This is a genomic window from Streptomyces sp. NPDC101118 (assembly GCF_044759445.1).
Taxonomy (GTDB): Bacteria; Actinomycetota; Actinomycetes; order Streptomycetales; family Streptomycetaceae; genus Streptomyces.
Genome location: NZ_JBIVZG010000007.1, coordinates 143,568 through 157,174, shown reverse-complemented (window position 1 = coordinate 157,174; position 13,607 = coordinate 143,568). Strand labels below are relative to the sequence as shown.

Sequence of the window (13,607 nt, the reverse complement as noted above, 5' to 3'; positions counted from 1 at the left end):
AGGAGCGTGGCTCCATGTTTTCCCTTACATGGCGGCGGCCGCCCCCGCCCCTCGCTCCTCTCCTCAGTCCGTCTCGGGCTCCAGGGCGCCGCGCCAGACCGTCACGTCGACCGTTGAGTGCGTGCTCGGGTCGTCCTGGCCCGACATGCCGCGGTAGGTGACCAGCGCGATGTTGCCGGACTTGGTGCGCAGGCAGATCTGGTCACCCCGCGACAGGGTCTCCAGGAGGATCTGGTTGGTGAAGCGGGTCGCCTTGCGGCAGGTGTCGAGCGAGCCCTTCTCCGCCGAGTCGAGCAGCACCATCTTGGTGACGTACGAGGTGAACTTGCAGCCGTCGGAGCTGCCGCACGAGAAGTTCAGGTCGTCGCTGAACTGCGAGTCCCGGGGCGTGAGCGGGTCGTCCCCGAGCTCGATGTGGTAGCCCGCGGGGAACTCGAAGTTCGCGTACGTGGCGGGCTTCGGGTCCGTGCGCGGCCGGGTGCTCCCGCCGGCCGAGGGGTTCCGGCTGCCGCTCGCCGAACCGCCGCCGCTGCTCGCCGCGGAGCTCCCGCCGGTGCGGCGCGCCGCGTTGTCGTCGTCCTTGCCGGCCAGGTTGGCCAGGGCCGCGCAGCCGCCCAGCAGCAGGACCAGGCCGCCGAAGATCGAACCCAGCACGATCCCGGCCCGCTTGGCGTCGGAGCTGCGCGGGGCGGGCGCGGGTACGGGCGTCGGCACCGCGTAGCCGCCGGTCCCGGATCCCGGGTACGGGGTCTGGTACGGGTTCACCGGCGGCGGGGTGTGGTTCACCGGCGGCGGGGTGTGGTGCGCGGGCGGCGGCGTGTGGTGCGCCACCGGCGGGGGCGTGGGGTACGTACCGGGCGCGCTCGGCGGGGGCGTGGGGTAGGTGCCCGGCGCGCTCGGCGGGGGCGTGGGGTAGGTGCCCGGCGCGCTCGGCGGCGGCGTCGGGTGCGCTCCGGCGGCCGGGTGGGCCGGGGCGGTCTGCTGGTGGGCGGGACCGGCCTGGGTCGGCGTGGCGTACGGGGCCACCGCTGCCGGGGCGACGGCTGCGGCCGCCGGCGCCGCGGCCGGCATCGGGGGCGGCGTGGCGCCGGACGCGCCCGGCGCGCCGGCCGGCATCGGGGGCACGCCCGGGGCCGCGGCGGCCGTCGGCACCGCACCGGCCGGGGCCGTGGCCGGTGCGGCCGCGGGCGCCGGAGCCGTGGCCGGCGCCGTCGGCGGAGGCGTCGCCGCGTCCTGAGCCGGCACCGTCGGCGGAGGCGTCGCCGCGCCCTGAGCCGGCACCGTCGGCAGCGGACCCCCGGCCGGACCGCCCGCCTGACCCCCGGCCGGACCGCCCGCCTGACCCCCGGCCGGACCCCCCGCCGGACCGCCCGCCTGACCCCCGGCCGGACCACCCACCGGACCCCCCACCGGCCCCGGCACGATCCCCACCCGCGAGGTGATCCCCGCCGCGACGCCGCCCGGCAGCCAGTCCTCGGGCCGGCGCAGCTGCGTCTGGCCGTCCGCCGCCCGGCACAGCTCCAGCACCTCGGCGAGCGAGGCCCGGTCGGCGGCGTCCTTGGCGAGGCACCGCTCCACCAGGGGCCGCAGCTCCTCCGGCAGGCCGGTCAGCCGCGGCTCCTCGTGCACGATGCGGTACAGGACGCCGTGCGAGGGGCCCTCCCCGTACGCGGGGGCGCCCAGGGCGGCGTACGCGGCGACCTGCCCCAGCGCGAAGATGTCGGTGGCCGGTCCGATGCGGCCCCCGGCAGCCTGCTCGGGGGCCATGAAGGAGGGCGTGCCGATCGCGACCCCGCTCGCGGTCAGGGAGGTGGCGTCGGCGGCCCGCGCGATGCCGAAGTCGATGACGCGGGGCCCGTCGGAGGCCAGCAGCACGTTCGACGGCTTCAGGTCCCGGTGCACGATGCCCGCGCCGTGGATGACCTGGAGCGCCTCCGCGATTCCGGCGGCCAGCATCAGCACCGTGCGCGCGGGCAGCGCGCCGTGCTCGGCGACGGCCGCGGCGACGGTGGGCCCGGGCACGTACGCCGTGGCGAGCCAGGGCACCGGGCCGTCCGCGTCCGCGTCGATGACCGGCGCCGTGAAGAGGCCCTGCACCCGCTGCGCGGACTGCACCTCCTGCTTGAACCGCCGCCGGAACTCGGCGTCTTCGGCGAACTCCGGCCGGATCACCTTGATCGCCACCGGCCGGCCGCCGGGGGTGTGGGAGAGGTAGACCTTGCCCATGCCGCCCGAGCCCAGCCGGGCCGCCAGCCGGTATCCGGCCACCATCTGCGGATCGTCCGCCTCAAGCGGCTGGAAGATCCCGTCAGTTGCCGACCCGCTCATCCCTGCGCCCCCTTCACGCCCGTGTGTTCAGGCGTCACCCTATTGCTCCCGCGGCACTTCCCCGGCGTCGAGCGCGGAAGCGAGCAACTCCGCCAGGTGAAGGGCCCGTCGGCCGCCGAGCTGTGCGAGCTGCGTACGGCAGGAATAGCCGTCGGCGAGTACGGCGGCCCGCGCGTCCGCCGCCCGGACGGCGGGCAGCAGCCGCTCCTCCGCACAGTCCGCCGACACCCGGTAGCGCCCGGCGCCGCGCTCGAAGCCGAAGTTCCCGGCCAGCCCGCAGCAGCCGCCCTCCAGCTCCCCGGTCAGGCCGGCCCGGTCGCGCAGCCTGCGGTCCGCCGCGTCGCCCAGCACCGCGTGCTGGTGGCAGTGGGTCTGGCCGGTCACCGGGCGGTCCAGGCGCGGGGGCGCCCAGTGCGGCGCGTACTCCTCCAGGGCCTCGGCGAAGGTCCGTACGGCCCCGGCCAGCCGGACCGCCCGCGGGTCGTCGCGCAGCAGCTGCGGCAGGTCGCCCCGGAGCGCGGCCGCACAGCTGGGCTCCAGGACCACCACGGGCCGCCGCTCGTCCAGCACGGGCTCCATCACGTCGAGGGTGCGGCGCAGCACGGCCCGCGCCCGGTCGAGCCGCCCGGTCGACACGTACGTCAGCCCGCAGCAGACCCGGCCCGGCGGGAGGCCGGCCGGCAGCCCGGCGTCGGCGAGGACCCGTACGGCGGCGTGGCCCGCGCCCGGCGCGAGGTACTCGGTGAACGTGTCGGGCCACAGCACCACCTCGCCCGGGCCGTCCGGCCGCCAGCCCCGCGTGAACGGCACCCGGGCCGGCGCCGGCAGCTCCCGCTCCGGGGTGATCCCGGCCAGCCGCTTGACCAGGGAGGACAGCACCGGCGCCCGGCCGGCCGCACCCACCAGCGGCGCCAGCCGGAGCGCGGCGGCCAGCCGCAGCCAGCCGGGCAGCCCGCCCATCGCGTAGTGGGCGGCCGGCCGGATCCGCCCGGCCCAGTGGCGGTGCAGGAACTCGGCCTTGTACGCGGCCATGTCGACGCCCACCGGACAGTCGCTCAGGCACCCCTTGCAGCCCAGGCAGAGGTCCAGCGCCTCCCGCACCTCCGCCGACCGCCACCCGTCGGTGACCACCTCGCCGGCCAGCATCTCGTGCAGCAGCCGGGCCCGGCCCCGCGTGGAGTGCCGCTCCTCGCCGGTCACCCGGTACGAGGGGCACATCACCCCCGGACCCGGCCCGGGCGTACGGCACTTGGCCACCCCGACGCACCGGCCCACCTCCCGCGCGAACTCCGTGGGCGGCAGCACGGTCAGCCGCAGGCCCTCGTCCAGCGGCTCCGGGCGGACCAGCACCCCCGGGTTCATGCCGCCCTCGGGGTCCCACAGGTCCTTGTACGCGCCGAAGACCCGCACCACGTCGTCCCCGTACATCCTCGGCAGCAGCTCCGCCCGCGCCCGGCCGTCCCCGTGCTCCCCGGACAACGAGCCGCCGTGCGCCACGACGAGGGAGGCCAGCTCCGCGGAGAAGGCCCGGAAGCGGCGCACGCCCTCGGGGCCGACCAGGTCGAAGTCGATCCGCACGTGGACGCAGCCCTCCCCGAAGTGCCCGTAGGGGACGCCCCGGAGGCCGTGCGCGGCCAGCAGCGCCCGGAACTCCCGCAGGTACGCGCCCAGCCGGGCCGGCGGCACCGCGCAGTCCTCCCAGCCGGGCCAGGCCATCTCCCCGCCGGGCAGCCGGGTGGCCGTACCGGCCGCGTCCTCCCTGATCCGCCACAGCGCCCGCTGCCCGCCCCGGTCGGCCACCACCGCCGCGTCCACCGCGTCCGCCGCCCGCACCAGGGCCCGGGCCGCCCCCGCGTCCGGCATCTCCACGAACAGCCAGGCGCCCCCGCGCGGCAGCCCCGCCGCGCCCCGCACCAGGTCGGCGGCCATCCCCTCCACGGTCAGCGGCCCGTAGGGCAGCAGTCCGGCCGCCGCGTCGGCCGCGGCGCTCTCGTCCGCGTACCCGAGCACGACCAGCACCGGCTCCGCCGGCACCTCGACCAGCCGCACCACCGCCTCGGTGACCACCCCGAGCGTGCCCTCGCTCCCGCAGAACGCCCGCGCCACCTGCGCGCCCCGCTCGGGCAGCAGCGCGTCCAGTGCGTAGCCGGAGATGCGGCGCGGGAAGCCGGCCGGCATTCCGGTGCGCAGCGGCGCGAGGTTCCGGTCGACCAGCTCACGCAGCCCGGCGGGCGCGTCGGAGAAGCCCCGGGAGAGGCGGTGCCGGCCGCCCCCGTAGGTGAGGACGTCCAGTTCGGCGACGTTGTCCGCGGTGGTCCCCCAGGCCACCGAGTGCGCGCCGCAGGCGTTGTTGCCGATCATCCCGCCGAGGGTGCAGCGGGACCAGGTGGACGGGTCGGGGCCGAAGGTCAGCCCGTACGGGGCGGCCGCGGCCCGCAGCGCGCCGAGCACCAGACCGGGCTGGACCACGGCCGTCCGCGCCTCCGGGTCCAGCCGGACCAGGGCGGCCATGTGCCGGGTGAAGTCCAGCACCACACCGGTGCCGACGGCCTGGCCGGCGATGGACGTACCGCCGCCCCTGGGCACCACGGGCACCCCGGCCTCGCGGCACACCCGCAGCACCTCGCGCACGTCCGCCGCGTCGCGCGGGGCCACCACGCCCAGCGGGACCCGCCGGTAGTTGGAGGCGTCCATGGTCACCAGGGCGCGGGCCGAGGCCCCGAAGTCCACTTCGCCCCGGACCGTCCCCCGCAGCGCCCGTTCCAGTTCCACCGTGTCGGTCACCCGCCCATCCTCCCGCCCTGCACGGCTCGTCTCATCGGGTGGACGCGCGGCCGACGGGAGGGTTCCGACCGGATACGCTCCGCTCGTGGCTGAGATCCAGATTCCCGCTGACATCAAGCCCGCCGACGGACGATTCGGCGCGGGCCCCTCCAAGGTGCGGACGGAAGCGCTGGACGCGCTGGCCGCCACCGGAACCTCACTGCTCGGTACCTCCCACCGCCAGGCCCCGGTCAAGAACCTGGTCGGGTCCGTGCGCGACGGCATCCGGGACCTCTTCTCGCTCCCCGAGGGCTACGAGGTGATCCTGGGCAACGGCGGCTCCACCGCCTTCTGGGACGTCGCGACCCACGGTCTGATCGAGCGGAAGTCCCAGCACCTGACCTTCGGTGAGTTCTCCTCGAAGTTCGCCAAGGCCGCCAAGCTGGCGCCGTGGCTGGACGAGCCGAGCGTGATCTCCTCCGACCCGGGCACGCACCCCGAGCCGGTCGCCGAGGCGGGCGTGGACGTGTACGCGTACACGCACAACGAGACCTCCACGGGTGTCGCCGCGCCGGTCAAGCGCGTCGCGGGCGCCGACGAGGGCGCCCTGGTGCTGGTCGACGCGACCTCCGGCGCGGGCGGCCTGCCGGTCGACATCACCGAGTCGGACGTCTACTACTTCGCCCCGCAGAAGTCCTTCGCCTCCGAGGGCGGCCTGTGGCTCGCGGCGTTCTCGCCGGCCGCGCTGGAGCGCGCCGCGCGCGTCCACGCCTCCGGGCGCCACATCCCCGAGTTCTTCTCGCTGCCGACCGCGATCGACAACTCGCTGAAGAACCAGACGTACAACACCCCGGCGCTGTCCACCCTGTTCCTGCTGGACCAGCAGCTGAAGTGGATCAACGGCCAGGGCGGCCTGGACTTCGCCACGCAGCGCACGGCGGCCAGCGCCCGGACCCTGTACGGCTGGGCCGAGGAGTCGAAGTACGCCACCCCGTTCGTGACGGACGCGGCCAAGCGGTCCGCGGTCATCGGCACGATCGACTTTGCGGACGAGATCGACGCCGCCGCGATCGCCAAGGTGCTGCGCGCCAACGGCATCGTGGACACCGAGCCGTACCGCAAGCTCGGCCGCAACCAGCTGCGCATCGCGATGTTCCCGGCGATCGACCCGGCGGACGTCGAGGCGCTGACGAAGTGCATCGACTACGTGATCGAGAAGCTCTGACGGCTTCCCGAACCGTACGGTCCGGAGCCCCCGGTGACGCCCTGTCACCGGGGGCTCCGGCGTTGCCCGGGCTCTGCCGCGCCCGGAGCACGGGACGCCCGGCCGGGACCTTGGTCCCAAAAATGCCGGCAAAGGCAGCGCAAACGGAAGATCAGCCCGCACCCCTGGGCCTGCGGCTACGTCCCGCAGGACCTTCGGCCGGGGCCCCGGCCACCCGTGCGGGGCCCGCAACCGGGCGCGCAGGATGTCCCTCATGTCTGGTGTGCCCCGAAAAACCGGGGCCCTGTCAGGAGGATCCACCATGCGCAAGGCACTCACCGTCCCGGCGATCGCACTCGCCGCGTCCCTGGCCCTGGCCGCCCCGGTCGCCGCGTACGCCGCCGGCCCGACGGCGGGCACGGGCGGCAGCACCCCCGCCCCCGCCACTCCCACCACCGCCACCGCCACCGCCACCGCAGCCGGCACCGGCACCGCCACCCCGAAGGTCACCCCGACGGCCACCACCCCCGCGACCCCGACGCCCGCCCCCGCCACCTCCACGGTCTCCCTGTCCAAGGACAGCGGCGCCCCGGGCGAGAAGATCGCGGTCACCGTCAGGACCACGGTCAAGGACGCCGACGCCCACGTCAGCTCCAAGGCCTTCGGCGGCAGGGTGCCCGTGAAGGACGACGGCCACGGCGTCTGGACCGGCACCGCGGTCGTCGCCAAGGACGTGAAGCTGGGCTACTACGGCGTGGACGCCTTCGCCGGCGGCAAGAAGTTCGACACCGTGAAGTTCACCGCCACCGAGGGCCGGCACGGCGGCGACTCCAAGCCGGTCACCCCGCTCAAGCCCGCCCAGCACAAGAAGCCCAAGGGCGGCGTGAACACCGGCCTGGCCCCCGCCGGCGTCACGGCCGACGATGACTGAGCGGCGGCGCACCACCGCCCACCACGCGCGAGGCCGTGTTCCACGACCTGAAGAAGCTCACCAAGGGCGAGCAGGTCGAGGTTCACCGGGCCGACGGCACGACCGCGGTCTTCGCGGTGGACGGGGTGGAGACGTACAGGAAGAGCGCCTTCCCCACGGAGAAGGTCTACGGCGCGACGAAGGACGCCGAGCTGCGCCTGATCACCTGCGGCGGGAAGCTGACCCCGGACCGGCACTGGGACTCGAACGTCGTGGTCTTCGCCCACCTGACGGGCACGGCCTGAGCCGGCCCGCGGTACGGGCGGCCGAGCGGGTACGAGCACGGGCGGCCGACCGGGTACGGGCACGGGCGGCCGTACGGGTACGACGTGGGGGGGGGCGGGGGGGGCGGGGGGGGGGGCCCCCCCCCCCCCGGGGGGGCCCCCCCCCGGCGGGCGCGGCCCCCAGTACGGGCCCCGCCGGGGCGCGCCGGGCGGCGGGGGCGGGGGCGGGCGGGGGGGGGGCCGGGGGGGGCCGGGGGGGGGGGGGGGGGGGGGGGGGGGGGGGGGGGGGGGGGGGGGGGGGGGGGGGCGCCCCCCCCCCCCCCCCACGGCTATCGCACCTCCGGCTGCCGCGCTCACGAGACCGGCAGCTTCGGCGGCTCGCCGGGCAGCTTCGGCAGGCCGGGCAGGTCCGGCAGGCCGGGCAGGGCCGGCGCGGGCAGGCCGGCGCCGAGCAGCAGGGCCAGCACGGTGTCGACCAGGCCCGTCACCACCTCGTTGACCTTGCCGACGGCGTCGGCGGAGCAGCCGCAGGGGGCGGAGGCCTTGGCGAGCCCCTCGACGGACTTCACCAGCTTGTCCAGGGCGGCGGTGATCAGGTCGAGCGGCGCGGCGGCCCGGGCCTGGCCCGCCACGGCGGCGACGGGCAGCTTCGGCGCCTCGACCGGCAGCTTCGGTGCCTCCACCGGCAGCTTCGGTGCCTCGACCGGCGTCTTCGGTGCCTCCACGGGCAGCTTCGGCGCCTCCACCGGTAGCTTCGGCGGGTCCACGGGCAGCTTCGGCGGGTCCACCGGCAGGTCCACCGGGGGCTTGGGCACCTCCACCGGCGGCGCCGGCAGCGAAGCCTTCAGCTTCTCGACCGCGGCCTTGACCGCCGCCACGTGTTTGTCGAGGTCCGCCTGCGGCAGTTTGCCGTCGTCCGCCTTCAGCACCGCGGTCAGCAGGTCCGTGACGGGCGTCAGGAGACCTCCGACGGCCCCCAGCGCCTGCACCTGCTTGAGCAGGGCGTCGGCACCCGGCAGGGGCGCGGCGGCCCGGGCCGCCAGGGCGGGCCGCTCGGGCGCGGCCGCGGCACCGGCGAGGCCGGGTGACGCGCCCAGCAGGGCCAGGGACAGGGCGGCGGGCAGGACGAAACGCGTAGTGGTACGCAATGGGCTCTCCTCCTCGGGGAGTGGACGTTCAGTCACCACTCACGAGCAGTCGGCGCGGCCCCGCAACCGGGGTGCGCCAGTCACGTGAAAGCCCGTCAGGTCAGTCACCCCGACGCAGCAAGCGCCGCATCGCCAGCAGTGCGGCCGCGCCGAGCACCAGCACCACGGCTCCCACGGTGAAGCCCCCGCCGCCCTCGGCCGCCGCGCCACCGGTCCCCCCGCCCGCGGCCGCCGCGCCCGGCTTCGCGCCCGGCCGCGTGGCGTCGGGCGTCCCGTCCGCCGCGCGCCCCGGCACCGGCACCGCCACCACCCGGCTGCCCTCGCCTTCCGAGCCGAACATCAGCGTCGAGCCGTCGGGCGAGTACGTCACCGCCTCGGCCTGGCCCTGGAAGGGGGCGTTCACCCGCTCGCCCTCGCCGACGGCCCGGCCGTCCTTCCAGGGGTAGGTCTCCGCGAAGAAGTAGCCGCGCAGGACCAGTTGGCGCCCGTCGGGCGAGAAGGCGCCGTCCGTCACCCACGGCACGTCGCCCACCCGGCGGAACACGTTCGTGCCGGACGCGCTGAGCCGGGCCGGGCCCTCGTACAGGTGCCCCGAGTCCTCGCTCTTGCTCGCGATGTAGACCCGCCCGGTCACGGGGTGCACCATCAGCGCCTCGGCGTTGCGCGCGCCGTCCGCGTAACGGACGGTGAACTGGGTGGCCTTGACCGTCGTGTCGGCCAGCCGGTCGGGCTCGGGCAGGCGGTAGATCCACACGTGGTTCCAGGAGCCGTCGGCGTTGTCCCCGATGTCGCCGACGTAGAGGTTCCCGTCCGGCCCGAGGGAGATCCCCTCGACGTCACGCGGGCGGCCCACGCCCGTCATGGTGACCCGGGCGACCGTACGGCCGCTGGCCGAGTCGACCGCGTACAGGTACGGCCCGTCCTCGCTGTCGTTGTGCGTCCAGTACACGCCGGGGTGCTTCCTGCTGGCCGCGAGGCCGCTGGACTCCTTGATGCGCGGGTCGGAGATCGTGAACGAGGAGGTGCCGGGGCCCTCCGCCCCGTCGGCGGCCAGGGCGACCGCCGGGGACGACAGGACCGCCGGGACCAGGACGGCCGCACACAGGACGGGACGCAGAAGACGACGCATCCCCCCAGCCTGCCACCCCCGCGGGGTGTCCAGGCTCACAGCACGGCCCCGGGGCCGATCCGCGATGATGACCGGATGCGTTTCATGTTCGTCGGCGACTCCATGACCATCGGACGCGCGGGCGACTACACCTGGCGCTACCGGATGTGGCAGCACCTCAACGCGTCCTTCGGGGGCCCGTACAAGATCGTCGGCCCGCGCCGCGAGGTGTACGACACCTTCGCCGACGCACCCGTCTCGCACGACTACGCCGACCCCGCCTTCCCGGACCACGCCCGCCGCCACCTGGCCGGCTGGGGCGAGGGCTGGCAGCACATGGCCCCGCTGATCGGCGAGACCGTGGCCGTGCACAAGCCGGACGTGCTGCTGGTCTCCCTGGGCCTGATCGACCTCGGCTTCTACACCGCCTCCGACGAGACCGCGGACAACGCCCGCCGGTTCGTCGGCGAGGCCCGCGACGCCCGGCCGGGCATCCGGATGGTCTTCCTGCCGGTGATCCCGAACGTCCGCGCCGAGTCGGACGCCCCCTTCGCCGCCGAGTGCGCCCGCTTCAACGAGCTGCTGGCCAAGGCGGTCGCCGACCTCGACACCCCGGCCTCGCCGATCCTGCTGGGCGCGCGGCCGAAGGAGTACGACATCCACTACGACACGTACGACGGCACTCACCCGAACGAGTCGGGTGAGCACCGTCTGGCGGGCGAGTTCGCCGATGCCATGTACCAGGCGTGGGGCATCGGCGCGCCGTACGCGATGCCCTGACTAGCGGGTCAGCAGACCGAAGAAGTTGTTCCAGGCCTCGATCTTCGGGTCCTTCACGGGCTCGACCACCCGCGTCGGGGCGGCGCCCACGACCCCGTTCTTCACGCCCACCGACCAGACGGAGCCGCCCGTCCAGGTGAGGTTCAGCTCGGGCCTCTTGTCACCGTTCAGGTCGACCGGCTTGAGCTGGGAGCCGAAGCGGACGATCCCGCCGGGCTTGAGGAAGCCCTCCGACGCGTAGTCGTAGAACTTCGAACCGGTCGCCGTGACACCCGACTTGCCGCCCTTGAGGACGTAGAAGCCACCGCCGCTGCGGTTCCGGCAGTGGTCGTCGCAGACCGGGGACTTCTCGCCGGCGGCGCCGACGACGAGGTCCGGGTAGCCGTCACCCGTGATGTCGGCCGCCCGCACGTCGGAGCCGAACTGGTCCCTGCGCTGCGGGGTGCCCGGGACGCCGACGGTGTCCTCGGTGATCACCCGGACGCGCCGGCCCGCGTCGAGGCCGCCGCTGCCGCCGTACGCGATGTGGACGCGGCCGGCCTGGGACAGGTCCTCCCAGTTGTAGTCGGGGTGGCCCACCGCGACGTCGCCGTAACCGTCCTTGTCGAAGTCCGCGATCACGGCGCTCGTGCCGGTGCGCACCTTCGCGGACGTGGCCTTCAGACCCTTCGGGCCACCGAGCAGCACCTTGCCGGGGCGGTCGCCGAAGGCGTTGGTGTCCCCGAGGACGACGAGGTCGTCGGCGGCGTCCTTGTTGATCCGGCCGGCGGCGATCCGGCCGCGCTGGTACTGCGAGTAGCGGAAGTCGATGCCGTCCTCGACCGGCAGGATCGCGGCGGGCTTGCCGGTGCGGGTGAACGGCCCCTTGAAGAGGTCCAGCCGGGTGCTGTGCCCGACGATCAGGTCGGTTTTCCCGTCACCGGAGAAGTCGCCCGTCACCAGGACCTCGCCGAAGGCGCCGTACGGCAGGTCCGGGTCGTTGTTGGCGATGTCGGTGCCGCCCTTGAGGCCCGTGGGGCTGCCCCACAGGATCGTGACCCGGCCCAGGTCCTTGCCGCCCAGCTCGCCGGTCCAGTCCTCGGAACGCACGACGAGGTCGGCGTAGCCGTCGCCGTCGAGGTCGCCGTTGGCGATGACCTGGCCGAAGCGGTGGTTGAGCGCGGCCTTGCCGGGGACCCCGGCGGTGTCCTGGGTGATGGCCTTGAGGCCGGTCCGCTGGGCGCCGTACCTGCCGCCGTACGAGACGGTGACGTATCCCGCGCCCCAGCCGGCGTTGGGCGTCTGCGCGGTCTCGGGCACGACGACGTTGGAGTCCTGTACGGCGACCGCGAGGTCGTGGTACCCGTCGCCGTTGAAGTCGTCGGCGTACCGGGTGGCCGCGGGGCCGACGGCGGTGGCCGCCCGGGCCTCGGTGCCGCCGGAGACCAGCAGGCCTGCGGTGAGTGCCGTGGCCGCCGCGGCGACGGAGACGGCGTGACGCGTGTGGCGTCGCATGTGGGGTTCCCCCTGTTGGTGCGGTGGTTGCGGGCCCGGGGGCGTCCGGCGCGCTCGTACGCGACGGACGCCCCCGGCCTTCGAGGTCTGCGGGAAGGGTCAGTTGGCGAGGACGCCGAACTGGGTTGCAGTGCCCTGCAGTTGCGCGTCCGTCGGCGGGTTGACCACGCGGGTGGGCGAGGTGCCGGCGACCTTGCCGTCCTTCGTGCCGGCCGACCAGACCTGCGGCACGGTCGCCTTGACCGGGAAGGTCAGCTCGGGCTGCTTGTCGCCGTTCAGGTCGGTGGCCTTGAGGTACGACGGGATGCGGTACGTGCCCGCGGGGCGGGGCAGACCGGGTGCGTTGTAGGCGTAGAACGCGGCGCCGGTGCCGGTGAGGCCCTTGGCCGTGCCCTTCAGCACGTAGATGCCGCCGCCGCTGACGTAGCAGTGCTCGCAGGTGGGCTTGAACTCGCCGATGGCACCGACGGCCAGGTCGGCGTAGCCGTCCCGGTTCAGGTCGGCCGCGGCGACCGACCAGCCGAAGCGGTCCGCGGCCCCCACGCCACCCGGGATGCCGGCGCTGTCCTCGGTGAACGTCCGCACGGCGCGGTTCTCGTCCACGCCGTCGGGGCCGCCGTAGTTGATGCGCACCAGGCCCGCGGCGTACTCGGTGTCGATCTGGTTCTCCGGGTCGCCCACCGCGATGTCGCCGTAGCCGTCCTTGTCGAAGTCCCCGACGGCGACGCTGCTGCCGCCGCGGATGGTGACCGGCGTGAAGCGCGGCCCGGACGCCCCGCCGAGGAGCACCCGGCCCCGCATCGGTCCGCCGATGTCGCGCCGCTCACCGAGGACCACGAGGTCGTCGATGGCGCCCTTGTTGATCCGGCCCACGGCGATCCGGTTCTGCGCCCCCGGCTCGAAGACGGGGTAGTCGCGGCCGAGGTCGATGTGCTTCGGGGCCGCGGCGGGCGAGCCGTCCGCCGCGAACGGCCCCCGGAACAGCCAGAGCGTGGTGGAGTAGCCGACGACGAGGTCGGACTTGCCGTCACCGGTGAAGTCACCGGCCTTCAGGACCACTCCGTAGCCGGGCCGCTTCAGGGGGTCGGCCATCAGGGTGCCGCCCTTGAGGCCCGAGGCGCTTCCCCAGAGCAGGGAGACCTGGGCGTTGCGTGCGCCCACGGCGAGGTCCGCGTAGCCGTCGCCGTTGAAGTCGCCGCTGGTGAGAACCGCACCGAAGCCACGGCCCTGCGCCGCGTCGCCCGGCACGCCGGGGCTGTTCTGGGTGAGGACCTTCAGGCCGGTCTTCTGGGCGCCGTACTTCGAGCCGTACGAGACGGTCACGTAGCCGGCCGCGGAGAGCAGGGTCTCGCCGTCCGCACCCGTCACCTTGACGTTGCCGTCCGGGGCGCCGATCGCCAGGTCGTGGTACCCGTCGCCGTTGAAGTCGTCGGAGTACCGGGTGGACGCGGGGGCCGTGGTGGCCGCCTGCGCCTGCGTGGGGACCAGCAGGCCCCCGCTGAGCGTCGCGGCCGCCGCGGCGACCATCACGGCCTGACGGATGTGACGTCGCACGTCCGTTTCCCCCTAGTTGATTCGTTCGGATACG

Annotated in this window: 10 protein-coding genes; 4 read left to right on the top strand and 6 right to left on the bottom strand. The window is 75.0% G+C overall.

Going from position 1 to position 13,607, the window contains the following annotated elements; genetic code table 11:
* Positions 1–63: 63 nt before the first annotated feature.
* Both ACIQUQ_RS14785 and ACIQUQ_RS14780 read right to left on the bottom strand, forming a co-directional pair.
* A complete protein-coding gene (locus ACIQUQ_RS14785; RefSeq protein ID WP_403975390.1) occupies positions 64–2,328 on the bottom strand; it encodes a protein kinase in 2,265 nt (754 codons plus the stop codon).
* A 39-nt stretch (positions 2,329–2,367) separates the two neighbouring features.
* On the bottom strand, positions 2,368–5,112 hold the full coding sequence (locus tag ACIQUQ_RS14780; protein WP_403975387.1) for an FAD-binding and (Fe-S)-binding domain-containing protein: 2,745 nt from the start codon (positions 5,110–5,112) through the stop codon (positions 2,368–2,370).
* Positions 5,113–5,197: 85 nt separating this feature from the next.
* On the opposite strand from ACIQUQ_RS14780, the gene serC reads away from it, so the two are divergent.
* The 3 genes from serC to ACIQUQ_RS14765 all read left to right on the top strand — a co-directional run bounded on the left by serC (position 5,198) and on the right by ACIQUQ_RS14765 (position 7,510).
* Positions 5,198–6,316, top strand: a complete 1,119-nt coding sequence (serC, locus tag ACIQUQ_RS14775; RefSeq protein ID WP_403975385.1) for a phosphoserine transaminase — start codon at positions 5,198–5,200, stop codon at positions 6,314–6,316.
* 301 nt (positions 6,317–6,617) lie between these two features.
* Positions 6,618–7,226: a hypothetical protein gene (locus ACIQUQ_RS14770; protein ID WP_403975383.1), complete on the top strand. Its 609-nt coding sequence runs from the start codon at positions 6,618–6,620 to the stop codon at positions 7,224–7,226.
* A gap of 35 nt (positions 7,227–7,261) precedes the next feature.
* Entirely contained in the window at positions 7,262–7,510 is a 249-nt protein-coding gene (locus ACIQUQ_RS14765) for a sortase domain-bontaining protein (RefSeq protein WP_403975381.1), read from the top strand.
* A gap of 332 nt (positions 7,511–7,842) precedes the next feature.
* Here ACIQUQ_RS14765 and ACIQUQ_RS14760 read toward each other — a convergent pair whose 3' ends face one another.
* A complete protein-coding gene (locus ACIQUQ_RS14760) occupies positions 7,843–8,637 on the bottom strand; it encodes a hypothetical protein (RefSeq protein ID WP_403975378.1) in 795 nt (264 codons plus the stop codon).
* Between the two features lie 100 nt (positions 8,638–8,737).
* Positions 8,738–9,766 carry a WD40 repeat domain-containing protein gene (locus tag ACIQUQ_RS14755; RefSeq protein WP_403975376.1) on the bottom strand — a complete coding sequence of 343 codons (1,029 nt, stop codon included), beginning with the start codon at positions 9,764–9,766 and terminating at the stop codon, positions 8,738–8,740.
* 75 nt (positions 9,767–9,841) lie between these two features.
* Between ACIQUQ_RS14755 and ACIQUQ_RS14750 the strand changes: the two genes are divergently transcribed.
* The gene (locus ACIQUQ_RS14750; protein ID WP_403975373.1) at positions 9,842–10,525 is read left to right on the top strand and encodes a GDSL-type esterase/lipase family protein; all 684 of its coding nucleotides are present in this window, start codon (positions 9,842–9,844) and stop codon (positions 10,523–10,525) included.
* Here ACIQUQ_RS14750 and ACIQUQ_RS14745 read toward each other — a convergent pair whose 3' ends face one another.
* Complete coding sequence (locus ACIQUQ_RS14745; protein WP_403975371.1) at positions 10,526–12,019, bottom strand: FG-GAP and VCBS repeat-containing protein; 1,494 nt, start codon at positions 12,017–12,019, stop codon at positions 10,526–10,528.
* Between the two features lie 99 nt (positions 12,020–12,118).
* Positions 12,119–13,573, bottom strand: a complete 1,455-nt coding sequence (locus tag ACIQUQ_RS14740) for an FG-GAP-like repeat-containing protein (protein WP_403975368.1) — start codon at positions 13,571–13,573, stop codon at positions 12,119–12,121.
* Between the last annotated feature and the right edge of the window lie 34 nt (positions 13,574–13,607).